Source organism: Streptomyces sp. RKAG290 (genome assembly GCF_023701695.1).
Taxonomy (GTDB): Bacteria; Actinomycetota; Actinomycetes; order Streptomycetales; family Streptomycetaceae; genus Streptomyces.
Genome location: NZ_JAJOZC010000001.1, coordinates 451,744 through 476,378 on the forward strand (window position 1 = coordinate 451,744; position 24,635 = coordinate 476,378).

The following is a 24,635-nucleotide window of genomic DNA, read 5'->3' on the forward strand; positions in this document are numbered from 1 at the left end:
CGACTCGGCTGCTGGCTTGCCCAGTTGCGGCCCGCAACCGATAACATCGCCGGAAAAGCCGCCGTCCCCCGTTGCCAGCGCGGCATCATCCGCTACGAAGGTCATCCATGCCCGACAGCCATTCCTCTGCACCACGCGGCGGGGTCCGCCTTGCACGCGGAGCTTCGCCGTGGCTCCTCCCGACCGTCGCCACCGCCGCACTCAGCCTGGCCCGGGCCCGCAGGTCCGGGCGCTGGGCGGCAGTGGCCGTGCCCACCACCGCGCTCGCGGCGGGCATGCTGTGGTTCTTCCGCGACCCCGAGCGCGAGATCACCCAGGGTCGCGTCATCTCGCCGGCCGACGGTGTGGTGCAGAGCATCATGCCGTGGAAGGACGGGCGTACCCGCGTCGCGATCTTCATGAGCCCGCTGAACGTCCACGTCAACCGCGCGCCTCTGGCCGGCACGGTGACATCGGTCGAGCACATCCCCGGTGGCTACGTTCCGGCGTTCAACAAGGAGAGCGAGAACAACGAGCGCGTAGTCTGGCACTTCGACACCGAGCTCGGCGACATCGAGATGGTGCAGATCGCGGGCGCAGTTGCCCGCCGCATCGTCCCGTACGTCCCGCAGGGCACGAAGGTGGACCAGGGCGAGCGCATCGGCCTGATCCGCTTCGGCTCCCGGGTCGACATCTACCTTCCGGAAGGTATCGATGTCGCGGTCGAGGTCGGCCAGGCCACCACCGCGGGGGTGACTCGAATTGACCGTGATTGATCCTGATACCCAGGCAAGCTGGGTGCCGGAGGCCGAGAACGAGGACGACGCCGAGGACATGCCGCTCTCCATGCGGCTGTCGATAGCGGACACTCTCACTCTCGGTAACGCCACGTGCGGCTTCATGGCGGTGTACTTCACCACCACGGGGATCCTCATCCCGCACCTCACGGGCAGCGACGAGAGCGGCATGGCGCGGCATTCCGCGGCCACCGCCGTGATCCTCATGCTCATGGCAGCCATCTTCGACCTGTTCGACGGACTCGTGGCCCGCAAGCTGCGCTCCTCGCCGATGGGTGCCGAGCTGGACAACCTCTCGGACCTGGTGAGCTTCGGGCTCGCGCCGGCGTACTTCGTGCTCGTGTACGGCATGGTCGCGGACGACGCGCACCAGCGGGTCTCGGCCCTGGCGGCCATCGTGGTCCTGCTGGCAGTGGTGCTCAGGCTTGCGAGATTCTCCTGCGTGACCTTGAAGGACGGCATGTTCCAGGGCATGCCGAGCCCCTTCGGAGCGCTCACGGTCATCTCGATCGTGCTCCTGGAGCTGCCCTTCGTGCCGACGCTGCTCGCGATCGTCGGAGTGGCGTGGCTCATGGTCAGCCGGGTCGAGTACCCGAAACCGCGGGGTGTCCTCGCGGTGGCGATGCTCGGCTGGATCGTGGCCGCGATGGGGCTGCTGGCCGCGTGGGCGTTCGACGCCCCCGGTGGTCAGCTCCTGCTGCAGACCGGCTGTGCACTCCAGGTGGTCCTGGGAGCGGTCATCCCGCTCTTCGCGACCGCCCGCCGGGTGAACACCTTCCGCGACAACAGGCGCGAGGCACGGGCAGCACAGCTGCCGTAACCGCACCGCTCAGCACATATTCGAGGGCCCGGATGCTCCCCAGCATCCGGGCCCTCGTGCGTGCGGTGCGGGACGCACGGGGCCATGAGGGGCCGCCTGAGCCCGCGGCGAGCCAAGGCTGCCCCGCTCGACGCGCGGCGGGCAGCCGCGCCCCTCAGGCGCCATGCCGCGCCCCTCAGGCGCCTTGCCGCAGGCCTGCGAGGCGCCTGTCGCAGGCGTGGTGCCGCGGCGGTCCAGGCGCTCTCCTCCGCGCCCGGGGACGCGCCTGCGGGCCGCACGGTTCCTGTAGAAATCTACGAAGAGCCGGTCTCGGCCTGCAGGGGTTTTCATGCCTTTCTTACCTACCTGACCCTGCGCGACCTGCTGTGTACTCCTTTTACAAGTCGCAACGAAACAGGGGGAGTTGCACTTGCCGTGGCCGTAGCGCCACCTCGTTCGGGGGCTTCCGTGCACTGCCGGCCGCCCGCCAGGACCTCGATCCTCCTGACCTCTCGCCGAACGAAGGAAGAGCCTTGTCCGAGACGTTGTCCGGTCGGCAAATCGAGATAGTTTGGCCTGATCTGGGTATCACCGTTACGGCGGAACTCGACGACCGCAATCCGGCACTGGCCGATGCGTTGTGGGAGTCGTTGCCCTACCAGAGCCTGCAGGGCCACGCGCTGGTGGCGGGAGAGCACCTGTACCACGTGGCACCGATACACGCGCTGCTGCACACGCCCGCATCTCACAAGATCGCTGACCGCCGCGAGGCGCCCGACGGCACGGTGTTCTGTTCCGCGCTGCAGCATCTGGGCATCAAGTACGGCGAGTTGACCGAACCGATGCCGGCGGCCCCCGTCGGCCAGATCCGGTCGCAGGACATCCCGGCCCTGCTCAAGGCAGGACAGGCGGTCTGGGAAGCGGTCTATTCGACGAAGAAGCAGATGCTGGTGGAGGTCCGCAGGGCGGGCCAGGCGGGCGGCCACCGCATCCCCAGGCTGACCGCCACCGACACCGGGGCGGACCAGCTGATCCGCGACATACACACCGAGACGGAGCGGATCTGGCTGTCCGAACCGGTCGAGCTGGCCGACATGCACCGAGGCTGGATCCCCTCCGGCGCCGGGACCCACGACACCGTCCTGCCCACCCTGCTGTTCGTCAACGGTGAGACCCGCCCCCTTGGCTACGCCGCCTACGGCGGTCTGATCCGGGGCGCCGTCGGTGACATGCCGACCGACTCGCTGCGCCAGATGGCCCGCCTGCTGGTCGGAGTCCCGGCCGAGTTCCTGGGCTACTGCGGACTGGAGAAGCTGTGGGCCTTCACCGAGCGCTTCCTGTCCTGCCTGGACCGGATCGACCGTGACGACTTCCTGGCCGTGACGCAGCACATGGCGCTGTACATCAACTGCCTGGGCGGCTGGAACCTGCACCTGTTCCCGTGGGACGCCACGGATTCCCTGCGCCGGCAGCGCGTACCCAGCTGATGAGCGCTCTGCCTGAAGTCGTCGCGCCGGAAGATGTTCTGGAGAGGAAGTTCATGGCCGAGCCCCAAGGCGCCGCGTTCGTCCGGGAGATGATGCGGTGGCACTTCGGTCCGGAGACCGGCTCACCGTTCTGGCTGAAGCGCGCAGGGACACTCGACTTCGATCCGCTGACCGACGTCCGTGATTTCGACGACCTGAGCCTGTTTCCCAACCTGGTGGACGAGCTGCGCGACGTGCGTGTCCGCGACCTGATTCCCCGGGGCTACGGTGACGGGCACAGTGCCGGCGTCTACGAGAGCGGTGGCACCACCGGGCAGCCCAAACGCGTGGTGTTCGCGGCGGAATGGCACCGCCGCAGCGTCGAGTGGTTCAGCGAGCGACTGGACGCGCACGGTGTGGCCCGCGACGTCGACTGGCTCAGTGCCGTCCCGACCGGACCGCACAATGTCGGAGCCATGGCGGTGGACACCGCGGCGCTCCGGGGCGGGCTGAACTTCGCCATCGACCTCGACCCGCGATGGGTGAAGAAGCTGCTCGCGGACGGCCACACGGACATGGCCGGCGCCTACACCGACCATCTCGTCGAGCAGATCGCCTACATCCTGTCCAGCCAGGACGTGGGCGTGCTCTTCGCCACCCCGCCGATGCTGGAACGCCTCGCCCAGCGCGATGACCTGGTCGAGCTGGTGAACCGGAAGATCCGCACGATCATCTGGGGCGGCACGCATCTGGACGCCGACACCCGGGATCTGCTGCGCGCGGAGGTGTTCCCGAACACCAGGCTGGTCGGGGGCTACGGCAGCACCATGATGCTGGGGACCTCGGTGGAGCGCCCCGGCCTCGGGGACGACGAGCCGTGCGTGTTCGACTCCTTCGCCCCGTACACCACGTTCCGGGTGGTCGACCCCGGTACCGGCCGGGTCGTTCCGTACGGCGAGCGCGGGCAGGTGGTCGTGCACCACATGAGCCGCACGGCGTTGCTGGTCAACAACGTCGAGCGGGACCACGCCACCCGGATCGCACCGGTCGCGGGCGGTTTCGGGGATTCCCTCGCCGACGTCGCTCCCGTGGAGTCCTTCAGCGGTACGAAGGTGATCGAGGGCGTGTACTGATGCTGTTCCTCGATGTGCTCGGCCCCGGTGGCCCTTACCGCTCCCGGCGGCAGGAGACGGTCCTGGACCTCGTCGGAGACCCGGTCGCGGCCCTGAGTCTGGCACCGCCGCTCTACGTCACCCGCGCGATGAAAGCACTGCGCCGGGCGCCGGTGATGCCACTCGACGCACGGATCGCCGCGCTCGCGGAGGCGGGCCGGGCGTTCGCCACGCAGCGGGTCGCGGGGCAGACGGCGCAGGAGTACCAGCGCACCGTCAGCGCTGCCACCGGCATCCCGATCACGACGGTGCGCGGCGCCACCGACGGCATCGCGCGGGCCACCGAGCAGATCCACCACAGCGTGCGGAACGCCCGGCCGGCCGGTGCGGTCGGCTCGTGGCGCGACCCGCTGACCCGGGGCGGCCGGGCGGTGTGGACCCGCCGGGGTGAGGTGTTCGCCGTCCACGCGGCGGGCAACCACCCCGCGGTGCACCAGGGCTGGCTGGACGCCGTCGCACTCGGCTACCGGGTCGCCGTGCGGCCCTCCCGGCGTGAGCCCTTCACGCCGCACCGGCTGGTCACCGCCCTGCGCGAGGCCGGGTTCGGCAACGACCGGATCGCACTGCTGACCACCGACCACCACACGGCCGACGACATCCTCCGGCACGCGGACCTCGCCATGGTGTACGGCGGTGCGGACGTCATCCGCAAATACGCGGGCGATCCGCGCATCCTGCCGCAGGGGCCCGGGCGCTCGAAGGTGCTCATCACCGCCGAGACCGACTGGGAGCCGGTCCTCGACACCCTCGTGGAGTCGGTCAGCAGCGGTGGTGGCGTCGGCTGCGTCAACGCCACCGGCGTACTCGTCGAGGGCGACCCCACCCCCGTGGCGGCAGCGCTCGCCGAACGCCTCGCCGCGCTGCCCAGCCTGCCCGCGTCGGAGGACCGGGCGGTCCTGCCGGTCATGCCGATCGGCCCCGCGCGCCGGTGGGAGGAGGGGCTCCGGCAGCGGGCGGCGGGCACCAGGGCGTGGCTCGGCGCCGACGGGATCGTCGACGACCTCGGCGACGGAAGTGCCGTACTGCGGCCGGCCGTGCACCAGCTCGACAGCCCCTTCGCGGAGCAGCTCGGCATGTTCCCCTGTGCGTGGGTCGCACCCTGGGACCGCGCGGCCGGGATCCGGCCGCTGCGCGACACGCTCGTCCTGACGGCCGTCACCACCGACGCGGACCTGATCGACGCCCTGGTGGCCGAGCCGACCATCGCCAACGTCTACGTCGGTGACCATCCGACACCGTGGATGGCGCCCGGACTTCCGCACGACGGCCATCTCGCCGAATTCCTCATGCGCACCAAGACCGTTCTGCGCTGACCGGCGCGGCCGCAGTGCCCGAGTACGGCCCGCTCCCCCGGTCCCGTGATCCACCAGGAAGAAGCACATGACCGCACAGACCGTCGCCTCCGTACCCGCCTATCTCGTCCCCGCCGCGGGCGCCCCGCTGGAGCGCGGCACGATTCCACGTCGGCCGGTGGGCGAGCACGACGTGCTGATAGAGATCAAGTACACCGGGATCTGCCACACCGACATCCACCGAGCCCGCGACGACATGGGCGGCGGCGTCTTCCCGATGGTTCCGGGCCATGAGATCGCCGGCCTGGTCACCGCCGTGGGCCCCGGCGTCACCCGGTACCGGACGGGCGACCGGGTCGGTGTCGGCTGCATGGTGGACTCCTGCCGGGAGTGCGGCAACTGCCGGGCCGGACTGGAGCAGTTCTGCGCGAACGGCGCCGTGGAGACGTACAACTCCACGGGCCGCGACGGCGATCCGACCTACGGCGGCTACGCCACGCACATCGTCGTCGACGAGAACTTCGTGCTGCGCGTCCCCGAAGGCATCCCGCTCGACGAGGCCGCGCCGCTGCTGTGCGCCGGCATCACCCTGTACTCCCCGCTGACTCACTGGGCGGCCGGACCCGGCAGGAAGGTCGCCGTCGTCGGTCTGGGCGGACTCGGCCACATGGGGGTCAAGATCGCGCGCGCCCTGGGTGCCGAAGTGACGGTGCTCTCGCGTTCCTTGAGCAAGAAGGACGACGGGGGCGGCTGGGCGCGGATCACTTCCACGCCACCAGCGACCCCGCGACGTTCGAGCAGCTGGCCGGCCGCTTCGACCTGATCATCAGCACGGTATCGGCCAACCTGGACCTGGACGCGTATCTGGCCCTGCTCAGGACGGACGGCACGCTGGTGAACGTCGGTGCACCGCCGGCCCCGAGCAGCGTGATGCTGTTCTCCCTCATGGGCGGCCGCAAGACGCTGGCCGGCTCGCTGATCGGCGGCATCGCCGAGACCCAGGAGATGCTGGACTTCTGCGCGGAGCACCGCCTGGGCCCGGACATCGAGGTCATCTCCGGGGAACAGCTCAACGAGGCGTACGAGCGGGTGCTGGCCTCCGACGTCCGCTACCGCTTCGTGCTGGACGCGTCGACGATCCCGGCCGGCTGAACCGGCCGGCCACGATCCTCCCGCCCGCACCCCGTCAACGCCCGGCCCGATCAGGCCGGCTGCGCATTTCACCGAACAGTCACAACGAAGCGAGGGTTTCCCCCTCGCCGGAAATGGAGTTCTGATGGCAATTCAGCGGAAGCACACCATGTACGACTCGACCGTCATCGATGCCGATCCGGATTCGGTCTGGGCCGTCGTCCGCGACGCCCTGAAGGTGGTGGAGATCGTGTCCGGGGACGGAGTGAAGGACGTCGGCTGGGCCGAGGGCGGAACGGCCGAACGGGTGCCGTCGCGTTATGACTTCACCCTGGTCTTCAACGACGGCCTCGTGCAGCAGGAAGTGGCCGGCCGCAACGAGGTGGAGCGGTCCCAGACGTACCGTGCCGTCGCACCGGCAACGGGCGTGGACGGCTATGTCGCCACCATCCGGATCCGGGAGATATCGAACGACCCGGGCCGCTGCTTCTTCGAGTGGTCGCGGGAACTGACGATTGCCGAGGACGCCGACACCGAAGTGGTCGAGACGATCATCTCCCTGATGGCGAAGCAGGCCGATTCCATGCGGGACCACTTCGCCCAGAAGTAGCCGTCGGCGCGGGCCGGGGGAACCCGGCCCGCGTGCCCTCTCTCCGAACGAAGGAAAAGACTTGACGGAGCCGTTGGCGCATCAGACGCATACCTCGCCCGAGGTGTCCGGACCCAAATTCAGGATTGCCCGGCGGAATCCGGGGATCACCCTCATCGCGGAACCCGGCGCCGCCGGAGCGGGCCGGCCGGCATGAGCGAGCTGCCCGAACGCACCGAGGTCCTCGTCATCGGCGGAGGGGTCGTCGGCACCTCGACAGCGTGCCATCTCGCCGAAGCCGGCGTCGCTACCGTGCTGCTGGAACGCGGCGCCCTCGGGTCCGGCTCGTCCGGAACCACCGCGGGCGTCCTGCGCACCTACTTCCCCGGCAACACCCTCGTCAGCGGCCTTGCCGCCCGCAGCATGGCCGCCTACCACGCCTTCGCCGGGCGGACCGGAACCGACCTCGGCCTGCAGCGCATGGGCTTCCTGGTGCTGTTCACCGAAGAGCACCAGCTGGCGGACTTCCGGCGCACCGAAGCCGCCCAGCGGGCCGCGGGCGTGGACGTCGCACTCGTGACCGCCGCCGAAGCGGCGCGCCTCAACCCCCTGGTGGACGAGCGGACCGTCCTGGCGGCGGCGTGGGCCCCCGAGGCCTACGCCTGCGACCCCGTTGCCATCGTGCGCGGTTACGCCGCTGCCGCCCGGCGGGCCGGCGCCGTCCTGCACACACAGACACCCGTCACCGGCATCGACCCCGACGGGCGGGTCCACACCCCCGCCGGCACCATCCGCGCCGACACCATCGTCTGCGCGGCCGGCCCCTGGGCGGGCGAGGTCGCCGCCATGGCCGGCGTGCGCCTTCCGGCTGCCACGTACCCCGTCGAGATGCTGCTCACCGACGCACCCGCCGCCGGGTGCGGCGCCGTGCCGATGACCCTGCACCCGTCCGGCCTGCGGATCCGGAGCTGGGGCGACCGCATCCTCGTCGGGATGGGCCGCCCGGGCCCGGACGAAGCCAGGGGGCCTGGCTGCGGCGGGTGTCGCAGCAGCTCGGGACCACCTTCCCGGAGCTCGCCGGCAACCGCCTCGACCACGGGTGGAGCGGAGACCTCGATGTCAGCCCGGACGGGATGGCCTTCATCGGCCGCGATCCCTCCCGCCCCTTCCTCTACGCGGCGGGATTCTCCGGCCAGGGGCTGTGCCAGGCGCCGGCCGCCGGTGAACTCGTCCGCGACCTCGTACTCGGCAAGCAGCCCTGGACCGGCACGGCGGCGCTCACGACCGCCCGCTGCCCCGGCGGCTCAGCCGGATCCGCGTAGCCAAGATAAGGAACTCTCATGATCGTCCTGGGGTGCAACGGTTTCACCCGCGTCTCGAAGTTCTTCGCCGAGAACCTCGGCGCCGTCGGCATCAACAAGCACTACCTCATGGGTCACGATGCGGGTGCATCGCTGCTGGTGGACGGCGAGTTGACCGCCGCCGTGGAGGAGGAGCGGCTCAACCGGGAGAAGAAGACCACCGACTTCCCGTTCCATTCGGTGAAGTGGTGCCTGGACCAGGCCGGTCTCGAGTTCTCCGACATCGACCTGCTGGCCATCCCCTGGGACTGGTCCGCCGAACTGCAGGAACAGCTGCTGTCCGACATCACGTCGGCACCGATGGAGCCCGCGGCGCGGGAGTACCTCCTGACCAGCATGCGCGGACTGTTCGCCGAAGTCGTCGGTCCCGAGGCCGTCCTCGCCGACTTCGCGGCGCGCACGGGTTGCACCCCGGACCCGGACAAGGTGGTGTTCGTGCCGCACCACCTCGCTCACGCCATGACGGGTTACTACCTGGCGGGGATGAAGGACTCCGCTTTCCTCGTCAGCGACGGCCGCGCCGAACGGTTCTCGACCCTGACGGGCGAGATCCGCGACGGCCGGATCCGCGTCTTCGAGGAGACGGCGATCGGGTCGGAGTACTCGATCGGCATCCTGTTCAGCGCGATCACGCGGTTCCTGGGCTTCGTGCCCAACAACGACGAGTACAAGGTGATGGGCCTGGCCGGATACGCCGAGCCCCCCGTGCCGAACCCGTTCCTCGACCGGTTGGTCCGGCTCCAGGAGGACGGGCGGTACACCTTCACCCGCCCCCTGGCGACGGACGACCCGCTGAGCCTGGATCCGCTCTTCGAGGAGTACTTCGGCCCGCGCGAGGAGACCCTGGCCTACCGGTCCCGGGTCGCCGCCGCGGCACAGGAGATGCTGAACGCCGTCACCCGCCACCAGGTCCGCGCGCTGGAGGACCGGACGGATCTGGACCACCTGCTGTTCGAGGGCGGCGTGGCGCTCAACTGCCTCAACAACACGCCCCTGTTCGAGGGGTCGCGGTTCGAGGACATGGACGTCAGCTTCGGCGCCGGCGACACGGGTGTCACCATCGGCGCCGCGGTGCAGGCCTGGCTCAACCACCCGGACAGCGCCGGCAGGACCGGGCCGGTGCCGCGCGTCGCCCCGTACCTGGGACCCGAGTACGACGACGCCGCGATCGAGCAGGCGCTGCGGGACGTCGGCAGCCGGGTGGAGTGGCGCAGGCTGAGCGGCGACGAGGAGGTCGTCGACCTGGTGGCGAAGCTGCTCACGGAGAAGGTCGTCATCGGCTGGTACGAGGGACGGATGGAACACGGTCCCAGGGCGCTGGGCCATCGCAGCATTCTGGCGAACCCGAGCTTCCCCGACATCAAGGACATCATCAACACCAAGGTCAAGCACCGCGAGCCGTTCCGCCCGTTCGCACCGCTCGTGCTGGAGTCGGAGGCCCCGCGGATCTTCGAGATGGGCCGCAAGACCCGTTCGCCGTACATGACGTTCGTGTTCCCGGTGAAGCCGGAGTTCCGCGACGTGATCCCGGGTGCGACGCATGTGGACGGCACCTCCAGGGTGCAGACGCTCACCGATGAGCAGACCCCGCGGCTGGCGGCTCTGCTGCGCCGGTTCACCGCGCTGACCGACGTCCCCTGCCTGATCAACACCTCGTTCAACGTGGCCGGCGAACCGATCGTGTGCACACCGGCCGACGCGCTGAACTGCTTCCTGGGCACGGAGATCGACTACGTCGTGCTCGGCGACTACCTCGTCACGAAGTCCGGCAGCGCCGCGTGACCTCCGCGACCGGCACCCGGGCCGGCGCCGGGGGCCCCGAGGAGCACCACGAGCCCGCGCCGGCCCCGGCCGGGCTCGCCGACCCGGGGACGCCGACGACTCTCGTACTGCTGCGGCACGGCGAGACGGCTCTGACGCCGCAGAAGCGCTTCTCCGGCAGCGGGGCAGATCCGTCGCTGTCGGCGGCCGGGCGGCAGCAGGCGGAGGCGGCAGCGGCGATGCTCGCGGCGCGCGGAGCGGTTCAGGCGGTCGTGACCTCGCCGCTGCGGCGCTGCCGGGAGACCGCCGAGGCGGCGGCCGCACGGCTGGGGACCGAGGTACGGGTCGACGAGGAGCTGCGGGAGGCCGACTTCGGCGCCTGGGAGGGGCTGACCTACGCCGAGGTGCGGCAACGCCGTCCGGACGAGCTGGCGGCGTGGCTGAGTTCGCCGACGGCCGCGCCGTCGGGCGGTGAGTCCCTCGACGAGGTGGCGCGGCGGGTGGCGCTGTCGCGGGACAGGCTGCTGGCGCGGTACGCGGGCAGGGCCGTGCTGGTCGTCTCGCATGTGGTGCCGGTGAGGCAGCTGGTCCGGCTGGCGCTCGGCGCGCCGCCGGCGTCGCTGTTCCGGATGGAGGTCGCGGCGGCCTCGGTTTCCGAGGTCGCGTACGACGTGACGGGGAACGCGTCGGTGCGATCGCTCAACGACACGTCGCACCTGCGCTGAGCCCGGCCGGCCGGCGGCGAGGACACCCCGCTGACCGCTTGTGTCCTGATCGACCGCCCGGCCGGTCCTCTCCGGATCAGCGACGCGATCCGGCGTCCTCGCAGGTCAGCCCTGCCGATGGCCACCGCGTGGACCCGGGGCCGGCCGGCGGCCGTGGCGGGCCCGGCGGGCCCCGCCGTCGTGGCCGGCACCGTCGTCCCCACCGCGCGGGTCCACGCGGGCCGTCACTTCCGCAGGGCCCGCCGGTTCCGGCCTCTCATACGAATCTACAAGAGGGGCCGGTAGACCAGCCAAGTCCTTCATGGTTTCGGTGACTGCCCTCGGCAGGGCCCGACCGATGTACTTGCGATATTCCGCATTAACAGCACGTGAACGCGTCACGGAAGGAACACTGGAGGTTCCTGATGGCCACCCAGACTTCCCCAGCCCAAGCTCCGCAGGACCTCGGTCAGCCCCTCACCGGCAGGCGCGGCGACAGCCCGCTGCGACCGGACGCATCACGCGGGGCGCGCGGCGGGGAGCGCGCCTGCTCCCTGGACCTGCGGGCCGGGAAGAAGTTCTGGGGCGAGGCATGGCGCGGCCCGCACCTCCGTGCGCGGATCATCCCGATCGACATCACCAAGGCCGGCGTGCACCCGGGGGTGCACGCCGTGCCGGCCCACACCACGGCACCACCGGACCACCACGTCGGCGAACGGCCGCACTGATCTCCCCCGCGGGTGCAGCCCGGCCGAACCGGTTCGAGGCGGCACCCGTGGATCCCCACTTGTTGCCCCGGGTGCTCTGCCCGTGCGGTGTTCCGCACGGGCAGAGCATTCGGGGAGTCCCCACCGTCTGCGACAAAGGAGTGACCATGACCGCGCACGCCCAAGAGAAGAGCATCCAGGAGATCGAGCGCACCTGGATGGACGAGGCCATCGGCCTTGCCACCGACAGCGTCAGGAACGGCGGCGGTCCGTTCGGCGCGCTGATCGCCAAGGGCGGCGAGATCGTCGCGATCGGGAACAACAACGTCACTTCGAATCTGGACCCGACGGCGCACGGCGAGGTGAGCGCGATCCGCGCCGCCTGCCAGCAGCTGGGCAGCTTCTCGCTCGAGGGCTGTGTGCTGGTCACCTCGTGCGAGCCGTGCCCGATGTGTCTCTCCTCCGCACTGTGGGCGCGGGTCGACCGGATCATCTTCGCCGCCGACCGCCATGACGCCGCGGTGGCCGGTTTCGACGACCGCAAGTTCTACGACCTGTTCGAGAAGAGGCCCGCGGAGCTGTGGCCGATGGCGATCGACCAGGTGGACATGCCCAACCGCACGGCGCCGTTCGACGCCTGGCTGGCCAAGTCCGACCGCATCGACTACTGAAGCCGCTCCGCGCCCGCTGCTCTCACGTGGCGCGTCTCAACACAGAAAGCTGCCTGAAAATGGCGAACATGATGATTGAATCCACCGCGCGCCGAAGGGAAGGCCTCTCATGGTAGCGGCGCGGATCACGGTCAACGGGAAAGAAGCGCCGATTTCACCGGCCGCACCCCACGCCACAGTGCTGGACTTTCTGCGCGAGCGTGGCCTCACGGGGACCAAGGAGGGCTGCGCCGAGGGTGAGTGCGGCGCCTGCTCCGTCCTGGTGGCACGTCCCGGGGTGAACAAGCCCACCGACTGGGTGGCGGTCAACGCCTGTCTGGTCCCGGTCGCGGGCCTCGACGGTCAGGAGATCATCACCTCCGAGGGCCTCGCCACCGTCGGCGCCCCCGGCACACCGGCCACCCTGCACCCGGTGCAGGAGGAGATGGCAGTCCGCGGCGGCTCCCAGTGCGGCTACTGCACACCGGGATTCATCTGCAGCATGGCCTCCGAGTACTACCGGTCCGACCGGTGCGCGCACGAGGACCAGGCCGGCAGCGCCGACGCCGACGCCGAGCACGGTCCGAACGGCTTCGATCTGCACGCGCTGAGCGGGAACCTGTGCCGCTGCACGGGTTACCGTCCGATTCGCGATGCCGCGTTCGCCGTCGGTACACCTGCCGAGGACGACCCGCTCGCGCAGCGTCGTGAGCAGTCCCCGCCCGCACCGGCCGTCACCGAATACGCCCAGGACGACCGCGCGTTCCTGCGGCGGAGCACGCTGGCCGAGACGCTGCAGTTGCTGCGCGAGCGGCCGGACGCGGTGGTGGTCGCGGGCTCCACCGACTGGGGCGTCGAGGTGAACATCCGCTCCCGCCGGGCGGATTGCGTGGTCGGCATCGACCGGCTGCCCGAACTGCGGGAGCTGCGAGTCGAATCCGACTACATCGAGATCGGGGCGGCGCTGACGCTCACCGAGATCGAACGCCGTCTGGACGGCGACGTACCGCTGCTGGCGGAGCTCTTCCCGCAGTTCGCGTCCCGGCTCATCCGCAACGGCGCGACCTTCGGCGGCAACCTCGGTACCGGCTCCCCCATCGGTGACAGCCCGCCGGTGCTGCTCGCGCTGGAGGCGTCGGTGGTGCTCGCCGACGCCGACGGCGAGCGCGTGGTCCCGCTGGCGGACTACTTCACCGGTTACCGGCAGAGCGTGCGGCGTCCGGGCGAGCTGATCCGCTCGGTGCGTGTCCCGCTGCCGCTGTCGCCGGTCGTGGCCTTCCACAAGATCGCCAAGCGGCGCTTCGACGACATCTCCAGCGTGGCGGTCGCGTTCGCGCTCGACATCGAGGACGGGGTCGTCCGCAAGGCACGCATCGGGCTGGGCGGCGTGGCCGCCACTCCGATCCGCTCCCTCGCCACCGAGGCGGCCCTGGAGGGCAGGCCGTGGTCGGCACAGACCGTCGAGGCCGCGGCCCGCGAGCTGCGGAGCGAGGGCACACCGATGAGCGATCATCGCGCCAGCGCCCTCTACCGCTCCGCGATGCTGGGCCAGAGCCTGCTGAAGCTGTACGCACAAACCACTGAGGCGGTGTCGTCATGAGTCATCTGTCCGAACGCCCCGAGAAGCCTGTCGTCGGCGTCACGATGCCGCACGAGAGCGCCACCCTGCACGTCACCGGTACCGCGCTGTACACCGATGACCTGGTCGCCCGTACCAAGGACGTGCTGCACGCCCATCCAGTCCAGGTCATGAAGGCGCACGGCAGGATCACCGCGCTGCGCACCGAGCCCGCGCTCGCCGTGCCCGGCGTGGTCCGTGTGCTGACCGGTGCCGACGTTCCCGGTGTCAACGATGCCGGGATGAAGCACGACGAGCCGCTCTTCCCCGACGAGGTCATGTTCTACGGCCACGCGGTCGCCTGGGTGCTGGGCGAGACCCTGGAGGCGGCCCGGCTCGGTGCGGCCGCCGTCGAGGTCGAACTGGACGAGCTGCCCTCCGTGGTGACGCTGCAGGACGCGATCGCGGCCGACAGCTTCCACGGCGCCAGGCCGGTGATGCTGACCGGCGACGTCGACGCGGGCTTCACCGACTCCGCGCACGTGTTCAGCGGAGAGTTCCAGTTCTCCGATCAGGAGCACTTCTACCTGGAGACGCACGCGGCGCTGGCCCACATCGACGAGGCCGAGCAGGTGTTCATCCAGAGCAGCACCCAGCACCCGTCGGAGACCCAGGAGATCGTCGCTCACGTCCTCGGCCTGCACAGCCACGAAGTGACCGTGCAGTGTCTGCGGATGGGTGGCGGTTTCGGCGGCAAGGAGATGCAGCCGCACGGGTTCGCGGCCATCGCCGCGCTCGGCGCCAAGCTGACCGGCCGGCCCGTCCGGCTGCGGCTCAACCGGACCCAGGACCTGACCATGTCCGGCAAGCGGCACGGTTTCCACGCCCAGTGGAAGATCGGCTTCGACGCCGACGGCCGTATCCGGGCACTGGACGCCACCCTGACCGCGGACGGCGGGTGGAGCCTGGACCTCTCCGAGCCGGTCGTGGCCCGTGCGCTGTGCCACATCGACAACACCTACTGGCTCCCCAACGCCCGCATCGCCGGTCGCATCGCCAAGACCAACAAGGTCTCCAACACCGCCTTCCGCGGCTTCGGCGGACCGCAGGGCATGCTGGTCATCGAGGACATCATGGGCCGGTGCGCGCCGCTGCTCGGCCTGGACCCGATGGAGCTGCGCGAGCGCAACTTCTACCAGCAGGGTCAGGCCACTCCTTACGGGCAGCCGGTGGACCAGCCGGAACGGATCTCCGCCGTCTGGCAGCAGACCCTGGACAACGGCGGCGTCGCCGATCGCAAGCGCGAGATCGCCGCGTTCAACGCCGCGCACCCGAACACCAAGCGGGCACTCGCGGTCACCGGCATCAAGTTCGGGATCTCGTTCAACCTCACCGCCTTCAACCAGGGCGGCGCACTGGTGCTGATCTACAAGGACGGGTCCGTCCTGATCAACCACGGCGGCACCGAGATGGGCCAGGGGCTGCACACCAAGATGCTGCAGGTGGCCGCGACCACCCTGGGCATCCCGCTGCACAAGGTGCGGCTGGCCCCGACGCGGACCGACAAGGTGCCCAACACCTCCGCGACCGCCGCCAGTTCCGGCGCCGACCTCAACGGTGCGGCGGTGAAGAACGCCTGTGAGCAGCTGCGCGAGCGGTTGTTGCAGGTGGCCGCCTCGCAGCTGGGCTCGAACGCCTCGGACGTACGTATCGTCGAGGGCGTCGCACGCACCCTGGGCAGCGACAAGGAGGTGGCCTGGGACGACCTGGTGCGCGCCGCCTACTTCCAGCGGGTCCAGCTCTCGGCTGCCGGTTTCTACCGGACCGAGGGTCTGCACTGGGACGCGAAGAAGTTCCAGGGCTCGCCGTTCAAGTACTTCTCCCACGGCGCCGCGGCGGCCGAGGTGGAGGTGGACGGCTTCACCGGGGCTTACCGCATCCGGCGGGTGGACATCGTGCACGATGTCGGCGACAGCCTCTCCCCGATGATCGACATCGGCCAGATCGAGGGTGGCTTCGTACAGGGAGCGGGCTGGCTGACCCTTGAGGACATGCGCTGGGACGCCACTGACGGCCCGAACCGGGGCCGGCTGCTGACGCAGGCCGCGAGCACCTACAAGCTGCCGAGCTTCTCGGAGATGCCCGAGGAGTTCAACGTCGCGCTGATGCAGAACGCCACCGAGGAGGGCTCGGTCTACGGGTCCAAGGCGGTGGGTGAGCCTCCGCTGATGCTGGCGTTCTCGGTGCGGGAGGCGCTGCGGCAGGCAGCCGCGGCGTTCGGGCCGAGCGGGGTCAGCGTCGAGCTGGCGTCGCCCGCGACGCCGGAGGCGGTGTACTGGGCGATCGAGGGTGCCCGTCAGGGCGCCGCCGAGCGGAACGCTCCCGCCCGCGACGGCTTTGCCGTGGGCGCCCACGCCGGAAACGGTCACGCCGCCAACGGACAGGCCTCCAACGGCAAGGTCCGCGCCGACGTAACAGCGTTGAGCGGTGCCTGACATGACATGGGTTGCCGCGGTTGCGCGGTTGCGGGCACGCCGGGAGGCCGGCGTGCTGGTGACCGTCGCAACCGTGCGCGGCCATGCCCCGCGCGACGCCGGTGCGAAACTGGTGGTGGGGCAGAACGAGACATGGGGCTCGATCGGTGGCGGCAACGTCGAGGCCGTCGCGGTCGACCGGGCCCGGGAGATGATCGTGGCGTCCAAGCCGGAGCCGGAGCTGATCGACTTCGCCCTGAACGACAAGGTGACCAACCAGCACGGCGTGCAGTGCTGCGGCGGCACGGTATCGGTGCTGCTCGAACCCCTGGCGGTGGTGCGGTCAGTGGCCGTCTTCGGCGTAGGGCACGTCGGCCTGGAACTGGCGCGCATCCTGGCACGGCAGGACCTCGACCTCCATCTGGTCGACACCCGCTCCGACATGCTGACCGAGGAGCGGCTCGACGTGCTGGCCGACGCGGTGGCGCAGGTCCACACGCATCACACGCCGCTGCTGCCCGAGGAGGTGCTGGAGGAGCTGCCGCACGGCACCCACATCCTGATCATGACCCATGATCATGCCGAGGACGCCGCTCTGTGCGACGCCGCCCTGCGTACGTCCCATCTCGGCAGCATCGGGCTGATCGGTTCGGCGGCGAAGTGGGTGCGGTTCCGTAAACGCCTCGCCACCGAAGGCGGGCACGACGAGGCCACCATCGACCGGATCAAGACCCCGATCGGGCTGGCCGACATCACCGGCAAGGACCCGGCGACGATCGCCGTGAGCGTCGCCGCCGATCTGCTCCGCACCTTCGAGACCGAGGTCGACTGAGTCCGCGACCGGACCGACAGGGGTGCCCCGCCCGTGCGCACGCACGGGCGGGGCACCCTTTTCGCGGCCGCGGCCGGCCAGGACGCGGAGCCGCTCCTCACTCGGTCGCGGGAAGCCGTTCGATGGCGACCAGGGCCGCGTCGTCGCCCAGGTGTCCGCCCGCATGGCGCAGAAGGTCGGCGCACAGATGCTTCAGCAGTTCCTCGGGGCTCTCCCTGCGCAGCGCGGCGACCCGTTCGGTCAGCGGATAGAAGTCCCGGGAGCCGTCACGGGCCTCGGTGACACCGTCCGTGTACAGCAGCAGCATGTCCCCCGCGTCGAAGCTGAACACGTCCTCCTCGATCCGGCCTGCCGTCAGCCGGCCGAGTCCGAGCGGCGGTACCGGTTCCGTGGCGTCCAGTGGGCACACCTGACCGGCGCGCAGCAGCAGGGGCGGCGGGTGCCCGCAGCTGACGAGGCGGAGTACCGGTGCGGCATCGGGAATGTCGAGCACGGCCGCCGTGACGAAGCCCTCCGCGATGTTCTCGTCTGCTGCCTCCTGCGCGGAGTCGATCTGGTGCGCGGCCACACTGGTCTCCAGCCGGGCCACCAGGCTCGCCAGCCCGCTCTCCTGGCGGGCCAGGGCGCGGAAGGCTCCCAGGACGCCGGCGGCGCTGCTGATGGCGTCGAGCCCCTTGCCCTTGACGTCACCGATGATCACCCGGGTTCCTTCGGGGGTGCGCGCGGCCGCGTAGAGGTCCCCGCCGAGCTGCGCTCCCGCTTCGGCGGCCATGTACACCGAGGCCAGGCGCAGCGGCCCGCTGCGCGGCGGCACCGGCCGCAGTACGCCCCGCTGGGCCGCCTCGGCCACGGAGCGCAGCTGCACCATTTCCGCTGCGTGCCTCTTGCGCAGCAGGGCGAAGACCGTGGCCAACGCGGAGATCAGGAACAGCGCGACGATCTGGTAGATGTGGTTGAGATCGGTGATGCTGGTGCGTGTCACCGCCACCGTCGCCTGGGCCAGTACGGCGACCGCGCCGACGAACGAGGTCAGGCCGGGGCCCGCGAAGGATGCGGTGATCGCCGGAGCGGCCACCAGGAAGGGCCCCAGGTGGACGTCCGGCGGAGCGATGATGTCGACCGTGGTCACGACGGCGATCAGCACGAACGGCAGCACGAGGAGTGCTCTGCTCTGCCGCGTACCGCCCTGGAGTGACGGTGACCATTGCCGGGAACCCATGGTTCCGGGATACCCCACCCTGCCGCTCACCGCTCCTCGGGGCGGTCAGTAGACGTCCCGGACGTAGCGCTTGTCGGCGGCGAGCTGCTTGACGTACAGGGCCGCGCCGTCGGCGTCGAGGCCGCCGTGCGTGACGGCGATGTCGCGCAGCGCCCGGTCGACGTCCTTGGCCATCCGTGCGGCGTCGCCGCAGACGTAGAAATGGGCGCCGTTCCGGAGCCAGGACCAGAGCTTGGCGCCGTGTTCGCGCATCCGGTCCTGCACGTAGACCTTGGCGCGCTGGTCGCGCGAGAAGGCGGTGTCCAGGCGGGCGAGGGTGCCGTCGGCGAGGAAGGCCGTCAGCTCGTCCTCGTAGTAGAAGTCGGTGGCCCGGTGCTGTTCGCCGAAGAAGAGCCAGTTGGGACCGCGATGGCCCAGCGCCCGGCGCTCCTCCAGGAAGCCGATGAACGGAGCGACTCCGGTCCCCGGGCCCACCATCACCATCGGGGTGCCGGGGCCCGCCGGGGGCCGGAAGTGCGGGGCGCGGCGCACCGTGACCGACACCTCGGCGTCGGGGGCGGCGTCGGCGAGGAAGGGCGAGCAGACCCCGCCTCGGGGGCGGCCGTGCAGGTTCTCGTAGCGGACGACGGAGACGGTCAGGGACACCTGATGGGGGTCGGTGCGCGGGCTGGACGATATCGAGTACAGCCTGGGCTGCAGCCGCTTGAGGATGCCGGCCCACTCCTGCGGCGTGGCACGGACGGGGTACTCGGCGAGGACGTCGACGGCCTGCCGGCCCCAGGACCAGCGGGCGAGCTCGCCCTTGTTGTCGGGCCTCAGCATCTTCTTCAGCGCCCGGTCACCCGTGCGTTCGGTGATGAATCCCAGCAGGGCGGGGGTGAGCCCGGTGATGTCCAGATGTCTGTGCAGCGCTTCGTCGAGCCGGAGCTCACCGATGCCGGTGACCTCGACGACGGCAGCGGCGTCCAGGCCGGTGACGGCCAGCCATTCGGTCACCAGGCCGGCGCTGTTGACGGGGTGCACGGCGAGGGCGTCACCGGCCTCGTAGACGAGCGGGACGGCCGCGTCCCGGGTGTCGAAGGTGAACCGGCGGACCTCCTTGCCCGCGCCGGGGAGGCTGAGGAGCCGGTTTCCGGTCAGCCGGGCGGCGGCGGGCACCGGCTTGGCGCTGCGTGCAGGCGTGGCTGCGGGGGCGGGGGCCGGTGGCGCGGCCGTCGCGGCCGGTGCGGTGAGCGAGGTGAGGACCTGGTCGAGCCAGGTCTTCGCGGAGGGCTCGTAGTCGGGTTCGCAGTCGGTGCGCGGGGCCAGCCGTACCGCTCCCAGCTCGTCCAGCCGCTGGTCCAGGCGCCGGCCGTGCCCGCAGAAGTCGTCGTACGAGGAGTCGCCGAAGGCCAGGACGGAGTACCGCCTGCCGTCCAGGGCCGGGAGGTCGGCGGCGGTCAGCGCCTCCCAGAACCCGGCCCCGTTGTCAGGGGCGTCGCCGTCGCCGAAGGTGCTGGTGATCAGCAGGAGGTCGGCCGTCGCCGGGAGGGCGCGCGGGTCCACGGCATCCATGCCGACCAGCCGGGCGCGGTGCCCGGTGGCGGTGAGCCGGTCGGCGGCGGCCGTGGCGAACTCCTCGGCGTTGCCGGTCTGCGAGGCCCACAGCACGACCACCTCGCGTCCCGGCGAAGGATCCTGCTCCCCCGGTTCCTCCGCGGCCTGTGCGGTGCGCGAGTACATGCCGGCGAGGACGCCGTTGACCCAGCGCGCGTGCTCGGCGCCGAACGGCGCACCGGCCGGCAGCACGGGAACTCCGGGCGTGCCCGAGCGCAGTCCGGCGAGGAATCCGACCAGGTACTGGCGTTCGTGCTCGGCGAGCACGGGCGGTGGCGTGTCCTGCAGCCCGAACGCTGCTGCGGCGCCGGCCGGAGCGACGGCCGGCACCTGCACGGCCGGCTGGGCGGCGGGAGCGGCGACGGGGGCCGGCGGGAGGGCGGCCGCGGTGGCGGCCTTCGTCAGCGTCACCGCGCACATCTTGAACTCGGGCTGGAAGGAGATCGGGTCCACGGCGTCGCTGGTCACCGCGTTGACGCTCAGGTACTCGCCGAACAGGTCGTTCCAGTGGAACGGCGCGAAACAGCAGCCCGGCCGCACCCGGTCCGTCACCACGGCCGGCAGCACGGCCCGCCCGCGCCGGGACGCGAGCTCGACCGAGTCGCCGTCGGTGATCCCGAGCCGCCCCGCGTCCTCGGGATGCAGTTCGACGAACGGGGCCGGATCGAGTTTGTTGAGCCTGGCGACCTTCCCGGTCTTGGTGAGGGTGTGCCATTGGTGCTGCAGCCGGCCGGTGTTGAGGACGAACGGGTAGTCGTCGTCCGGCATCTCGGCGGCCGGAATGTGCGGACGGCCGAAGAAGACGGCCCGCCCGCTCGCTGTCGGGAAGACCGGGCCGCCGTCCTCGCCGAGGTAGCGGATCGGGTTGCGGTCGGGGCCCTCGGGCGACGGAGCCGGCCACTGCACCGGCGTGGTGCGCAGCCGCTCGTACGTCACGCCCCGCAGGTCGTAGCCGGTCTTCGGGTTCGCCGCGCCCTTGATCTCCTCGAAGATCTCCTCGGCGCTTTCGTAGGTGAAGGCCTCGGCGTATCCCATCTCGCAGGCGATGCGCGCGATGATCCGCCAGTCCGCGAGCGCCTCGCCGGGCGGGTCCACGGCCGGCCGGGCCAGCGTGAGGTTGCGTTCGCTGTTGACCAGGACGCCCTCGCTCTCGCTCCACAGCGCTCCGGGCAGTACGACGTCGGCGTAGGCGTTGGTCTCGGTCTCGGCGAACACGTCCTGGGTGATGACGAGTTCGGCCGTCTCCAGGGCTTCGATGACGGTCCGGCGGTTGGCGACCGAGGCGACGGGGTTGGTGCAGATGATCCAGCAGGCCTTGATCTCGCCCTCCGCCATCCGCCGGAACATGTCGACGGTGCCCTTGCCGGAGCCGTCCTTGCGTACGGTTCCGGGCTCCAGGCCCCAGAGTTCCTCCACGAAGGCACGGTCCTCGTCGACCAGCACGGACCGCTGGCCGGGCAGGCCGGGCCCCATGTAGCCCATCTCGCGGCCACCCATGGCGTTGGGCTGGCCGGTGAGCGAGAACGGACCGCTGCCGGGCCGGCAGATCGCCCCGGTGGCCAGGTGCAGATTGATCAGTGCGTTGGTGTTCCACGTGCCGTGCGTGGACTGGTTCAGCCCCATGGTCCAGCAGCTCATCCACTCCCCCGCCCCGCCGATCCACTGCGCCGCCCGGCGGATGTCCGCCTCCGGGATGCCCGTGATCTGCGCGACGGTGGCGGGCCGGTAGTCCGCGAGGAACTCCGGCATCGCCTCCCAGCCCTCCGTGCGCTCCGCGATGAAGCGGGCGTCCGTGTGCCCGCCCTCGTGCAGAAGGTGCAGCAGGCCGTTGAGGAGGGCCAGGTCGGTTCCGGGCCTGATCTGGAGGAAGAGGCCCGCCTTGTCGGCGGTGGCGGTGCGGCGCGGATCGACGACGATCAGCCTGGCGCCTGCCTTCACCCGTTCCATCATCCGCAGGAACAGGATCGGGTGGCAGTCGGCCATGTTGGAGCCGATGACGAGGAAGACGTCCGCCTTCTCGAAGTCCTGGTACGACCCCGGCGGGCCGTCGGCGCCCAGCGAGAGTTTGTAGCCGCTGCCCGCACTGGCCATGCACAGACGGGAGTTGGACTCGATCTGGTTGGTCCGCACGAACCCCTTGGCCAGCTTGTTCGCCAGGTACTGCGCCTCCAGGCTCATCTGCCCGGACACGTAGAAGGCGACAGCGTCCGCCCCGTGCTCGTCGATGACCGCCCGCAGCCGCCGGGCCGTGCCGGTGATCGCCTCGTCCACGGGCGCCGGCACGGGCTCGGCGCCGCGCTCGGGACGCAGCAGTGCGGTGGTCAGCCGTCCGGGGGCGGCGAGCATGTCTGCCGTGGTCGCACCCTTGGTGCACAGCCGGCCGGAGTTGGCGGGGTGGGCCCGGTCGCCGGACGCCTTGAGGACCTTCCGGCGGCCGTCGGGGCCGACGGCGACGTCGAGGACCATGCCGCAGCCCACCCCGCAGTACGAGCAGACCGTCCGTACCTGGGCGACGGCGGTCGACGAGCTCTGTGGGGGCACCGGGGGACCTTACCGTGGATCGGATCGTGGCCCCGACGGTACGAACCGCCCATTACGCCGATGTGCCCCGGCGGATCATGGGCGGTAACGCTCGCCGCACACCCGCCGGGCCGGCACTGTGAGTGGTGCCGGAGACCGCCGGTGCGCGCGAAGGGTCCCCGGGACCGGCCGAGCCGGTGTCATGCGCCGCCCGGGGCCTTCAGGCCGTCGAGCACCACCGTGACCAGCGGGTCGTCGAACCGGGCGCCCGGGCGGCAGACCGCCACGTTCAGCACACCGATCGCCGCGTGCGGCGCCACGTCCGCCCGCATACTGCCCTCGCGCTGCGCCTCGCGCGCGACGTCCTCGAACAGCGTGTCCGTGGCGTCGATGAGCGCCTCCAGCCCGGCGTTGTGGCCGGTGGCCCCCGCGAGTGACTTGACCATGGCGAGCGGCAGTGTCATGCAGTGGGCGACCAGCCGCAGGAGCACCTCCCAGCGAGTGGAGTCCAGCGCGGCCGCGGCGGCGCGGCCGAACTCCAGCAGGTCCGTCAGCGCGTCCGTGGCGATGTGCTCCAGCAGCGCCTGCCGGTCGGGAAAGTGACGGTAGAGCGCGCCGACACTCAGCCCCGCGGCGCGGGCGACCCGGTCCATCGACGCCTCGGAGCCGCACTCCGTGAACACCTCCAGCGCCGCGACGACGATCAGCTCTCGATTGCGCTGCGCATCCGCTCGCACGTGCAGCTTCCTCCATCCGCCCGAAACATGAACTGTCGCTTCACCTTACGGTAGGGTCCCGGCAAGAAGGTGAATCCGATATTCAGCTTGATGGAGGGGTCATGCGGATCGGTCTGTACGTCGGCCAGGCGCCGAGCACGGAGGAAGCGCTCGACGAGGCTCGCGTCGCGGCGGAGGCGGGTCTGGACAGCGTCTTCTTCAGCCAGGTCTTCGAATGGGACGCGCTGACACTGACAGCCCTCGCGGGACAGCGGGCGCCCGGTATCGAGCTGGGCACCGCGGTGGTCCAGACGTATCCCCGGCACCCCATCGCCCTGGCCACCCAGGCGCTCACCGTCCAGGCGGTCACCGGCAACCGCCTCACACTCGGCATCGGCCCGAGCCACGCCCCGATCATCGAGAACGGGTTCGGACTCTCCTACGACCGCCCGGCGCGGCACATCCGCGAATACCTGTCGGCCCTGACCCCCCTGCTGCGCGGCGAAGCGGTGGACCACCGCGGCGAGACACTGCGCGCGACTGCCCGGCTCACCGTGCCGGGCGCCACCGCGCCGCCGGTGCTGATCTCCGCCCTGGGGCCGGTGATGCTGCGTATCGCGGGCGAGTCCGCGGACGGAACAGTGACTGTCTGGGCCACCCCGCGGACGATCGCCGAACACGTCAGGCCGCGCATCGAGGAGGCCGCGGCAGCAGCGGGCCGCGGCGCGCCGCGCGTCGTGGCGGGCGTCCACGCCTGCGTGACCACCGACCCCGAAGGGGTACGCCGGGCCATCGCGGCCGCGGTGGGGCCGGCCTCCGAACTGCCCAGCTACCGCGCACTCCTGGACCGGCAGGGCATGTCCGGTGTGCACGAGACGGTACTGGCGGGCGACGAGGAAACCGTGGCGGCGGGCATCAGGGCCTTCGCCGAGGCCGGTGCGACGGACCTCCTGGTCGGCAGGGTGGGCGACGCGACCGAGCAGTCCAGGACGCTGGACCTGCTGTCCGCCCTGCGCCGCCGGTAGCGGGCCCCAGACCTCCTCATCATTTTGCCAGCAGATGCAAATCTTTTGCATCTCTTCCCAGGCATGCGGCCCGGACACGCCATATCCGGCGCGCCTGGGGCCCCTCGGGTCAGCGGAGGCTCTCCCGAGGGGCGCAACTCTTCCTCCACCGGAGCCCAACGACCGCACACCACACACTCTTCACGGGTTTGAGTCACAAATTTGAGTAACCCGAGCAGAATCTTGCGCACCGGCATGGACTTCTTTGCGGTACTACTCCTAGCCTGTGGGGCGTCCGAAGAGCCCCC

The 24,635-nt window shown here is 70.7% G+C and carries 17 protein-coding genes and 2 pseudogenes; 16 read left to right on the forward strand and 3 right to left on the reverse strand.

Annotation, left to right across the window (positions count from 1 at the left end):
* Positions 1 to 107: 107 nt before the first annotated feature.
* From LNW71_RS01980 to xdhC, 15 genes and pseudogenes are all read left to right on the forward strand, one after another.
* Positions 108 to 755, forward strand: a complete 648-nt coding sequence (locus LNW71_RS01980; protein ID WP_250966631.1) for a phosphatidylserine decarboxylase — start codon at positions 108 to 110, stop codon at positions 753 to 755.
* Between the two features lie 22 nt (positions 756 to 777).
* The gene (gene pssA / locus LNW71_RS01985; RefSeq protein ID WP_250971861.1) at positions 778 to 1,596 is read left to right on the forward strand and encodes a CDP-diacylglycerol--serine O-phosphatidyltransferase; all 819 of its coding nucleotides are present in this window, start codon (positions 778 to 780) and stop codon (positions 1,594 to 1,596) included.
* Positions 1,597 to 2,108: 512 nt separating this feature from the next.
* Positions 2,109 to 3,062, forward strand: a complete 954-nt coding sequence (locus LNW71_RS01990) for a hypothetical protein (protein WP_250966632.1) — start codon at positions 2,109 to 2,111, stop codon at positions 3,060 to 3,062.
* 53 nt (positions 3,063 to 3,115) lie between these two features.
* Positions 3,116 to 4,174, forward strand: a complete 1,059-nt coding sequence (locus tag LNW71_RS01995) for an AMP-binding protein (protein WP_250966633.1) — start codon at positions 3,116 to 3,118, stop codon at positions 4,172 to 4,174.
* Entirely contained in the window at positions 4,174 to 5,526 is a 1,353-nt protein-coding gene (locus LNW71_RS02000; RefSeq protein ID WP_250966634.1) for an aldehyde dehydrogenase family protein, read from the forward strand. The genes LNW71_RS01995 and LNW71_RS02000 overlap by 1 nt, the downstream gene beginning before the upstream one ends.
* A 67-nt stretch (positions 5,527 to 5,593) precedes the next feature.
* A pseudogene (locus LNW71_RS02005) lies at positions 5,594 to 6,657 on the forward strand (NAD(P)-dependent alcohol dehydrogenase).
* Between the two features lie 124 nt (positions 6,658 to 6,781).
* The gene (locus tag LNW71_RS02010) at positions 6,782 to 7,246 is read left to right on the forward strand and encodes an SRPBCC family protein (RefSeq protein ID WP_250966635.1); all 465 of its coding nucleotides are present in this window, start codon (positions 6,782 to 6,784) and stop codon (positions 7,244 to 7,246) included.
* A gap of 192 nt (positions 7,247 to 7,438) precedes the next feature.
* The gene (locus tag LNW71_RS36760; RefSeq protein ID WP_374119321.1) at positions 7,439 to 8,569 is read left to right on the forward strand and encodes an NAD(P)/FAD-dependent oxidoreductase; all 1,131 of its coding nucleotides are present in this window, start codon (positions 7,439 to 7,441) and stop codon (positions 8,567 to 8,569) included.
* Entirely contained in the window at positions 8,566 to 10,368 is a 1,803-nt protein-coding gene (locus LNW71_RS02025; protein ID WP_250966636.1) for a carbamoyltransferase C-terminal domain-containing protein, read from the forward strand. Before LNW71_RS36760 ends, LNW71_RS02025 begins: the two co-directional genes overlap by 4 nt.
* Before the next feature lie 11 nt (positions 10,369 to 10,379).
* A pseudogene (locus LNW71_RS02030) lies at positions 10,380 to 11,072 on the forward strand (histidine phosphatase family protein); the annotation flags it as partial.
* Between the two features lie 404 nt (positions 11,073 to 11,476).
* The gene (locus tag LNW71_RS02035; protein WP_250966637.1) at positions 11,477 to 11,779 is read left to right on the forward strand and encodes a hypothetical protein; all 303 of its coding nucleotides are present in this window, start codon (positions 11,477 to 11,479) and stop codon (positions 11,777 to 11,779) included.
* A 146-nt stretch (positions 11,780 to 11,925) separates the two neighbouring features.
* Positions 11,926 to 12,429, forward strand: coding sequence for a nucleoside deaminase (locus tag LNW71_RS02040; RefSeq protein ID WP_250966638.1), 504 nt, complete (start codon positions 11,926 to 11,928; stop codon positions 12,427 to 12,429).
* Between the two features lie 109 nt (positions 12,430 to 12,538).
* Positions 12,539 to 14,008, forward strand: coding sequence for a xanthine dehydrogenase small subunit (locus LNW71_RS02045; protein ID WP_250966639.1), 1,470 nt, complete (start codon positions 12,539 to 12,541; stop codon positions 14,006 to 14,008).
* Entirely contained in the window at positions 14,005 to 16,461 is a 2,457-nt protein-coding gene (xdhB, locus tag LNW71_RS02050; protein ID WP_250966640.1) for a xanthine dehydrogenase molybdopterin binding subunit, read from the forward strand. The genes LNW71_RS02045 and xdhB overlap by 4 nt, the downstream gene beginning before the upstream one ends.
* Before the next feature lies 1 nt (position 16,462).
* A complete protein-coding gene (gene xdhC, locus LNW71_RS02055; protein ID WP_250966641.1) occupies positions 16,463 to 17,272 on the forward strand; it encodes a xanthine dehydrogenase accessory protein XdhC in 810 nt (269 codons plus the stop codon).
* A 97-nt stretch (positions 17,273 to 17,369) separates the two neighbouring features.
* On the opposite strand, the gene LNW71_RS02060 is transcribed toward xdhC, so the two are convergent.
* From LNW71_RS02060 to LNW71_RS02070, 3 genes are all read right to left on the reverse strand, one after another.
* Positions 17,370 to 18,491, reverse strand: coding sequence for a PP2C family protein-serine/threonine phosphatase (locus LNW71_RS02060; protein ID WP_250966642.1), 1,122 nt, complete (start codon positions 18,489 to 18,491; stop codon positions 17,370 to 17,372).
* Positions 18,492 to 18,536: 45 nt separating this feature from the next.
* A complete protein-coding gene (locus tag LNW71_RS02065) occupies positions 18,537 to 22,628 on the reverse strand; it encodes a bifunctional nitrate reductase/sulfite reductase flavoprotein subunit alpha (protein WP_308294445.1) in 4,092 nt (1,363 codons plus the stop codon).
* Positions 22,629 to 22,807: 179 nt separating this feature from the next.
* Positions 22,808 to 23,344, reverse strand: a complete 537-nt coding sequence (locus LNW71_RS02070) for a TetR/AcrR family transcriptional regulator (protein ID WP_250966643.1) — start codon at positions 23,342 to 23,344, stop codon at positions 22,808 to 22,810.
* A 101-nt stretch (positions 23,345 to 23,445) separates the two neighbouring features.
* Here LNW71_RS02070 and LNW71_RS02075 point away from each other — a divergent pair, with 101 nt between their 5' ends.
* Positions 23,446 to 24,348, forward strand: a complete 903-nt coding sequence (locus LNW71_RS02075) for a TIGR03564 family F420-dependent LLM class oxidoreductase (RefSeq protein ID WP_250966644.1) — start codon at positions 23,446 to 23,448, stop codon at positions 24,346 to 24,348.
* Positions 24,349 to 24,635 lie beyond the last annotated feature (287 nt).

Excerpts from the sequence above, each read along its gene's own strand:
- LNW71_RS02025 (WP_250966636.1), top strand. The coding sequence starts at position 8,566 with ATGATCGTCCTGGGGTGCAACGGTTTCACCCGCGTCTCGAAGTTCTTC.
- LNW71_RS01995 (WP_250966633.1), top strand. The coding sequence starts at position 3,116 with ATGGCCGAGCCCCAAGGCGCCGCGTTCGTCCGGGAGATGATGCGGTGG.
- LNW71_RS02075 (WP_250966644.1), top strand. The coding sequence starts at position 23,446 with ATGCGGATCGGTCTGTACGTCGGCCAGGCGCCGAGCACGGAGGAAGCG.
- xdhB (WP_250966640.1), top strand. The coding sequence starts at position 14,005 with ATGAGTCATCTGTCCGAACGCCCCGAGAAGCCTGTCGTCGGCGTCACG.
- LNW71_RS02045 (WP_250966639.1), top strand. The coding sequence starts at position 12,539 with ATGGTAGCGGCGCGGATCACGGTCAACGGGAAAGAAGCGCCGATTTCA.
- LNW71_RS02035 (WP_250966637.1), top strand. The coding sequence starts at position 11,477 with ATGGCCACCCAGACTTCCCCAGCCCAAGCTCCGCAGGACCTCGGTCAG.
- LNW71_RS36760 (WP_374119321.1), top strand. The coding sequence starts at position 7,439 with ATGAGCGAGCTGCCCGAACGCACCGAGGTCCTCGTCATCGGCGGAGGG.
- LNW71_RS02060 (WP_250966642.1), bottom strand. The coding sequence starts at position 18,491 with ATGGGTTCCCGGCAATGGTCACCGTCACTCCAGGGCGGTACGCGGCAG.
- LNW71_RS02010 (WP_250966635.1), top strand. The coding sequence starts at position 6,782 with ATGGCAATTCAGCGGAAGCACACCATGTACGACTCGACCGTCATCGAT.
- LNW71_RS02040 (WP_250966638.1), top strand. The coding sequence starts at position 11,926 with ATGACCGCGCACGCCCAAGAGAAGAGCATCCAGGAGATCGAGCGCACC.
- xdhC (WP_250966641.1), top strand. The coding sequence starts at position 16,463 with ATGACATGGGTTGCCGCGGTTGCGCGGTTGCGGGCACGCCGGGAGGCC.
- LNW71_RS02000 (WP_250966634.1), top strand. The coding sequence starts at position 4,174 with ATGCTGTTCCTCGATGTGCTCGGCCCCGGTGGCCCTTACCGCTCCCGG.
- LNW71_RS01980 (WP_250966631.1), top strand. The coding sequence starts at position 108 with ATGCCCGACAGCCATTCCTCTGCACCACGCGGCGGGGTCCGCCTTGCA.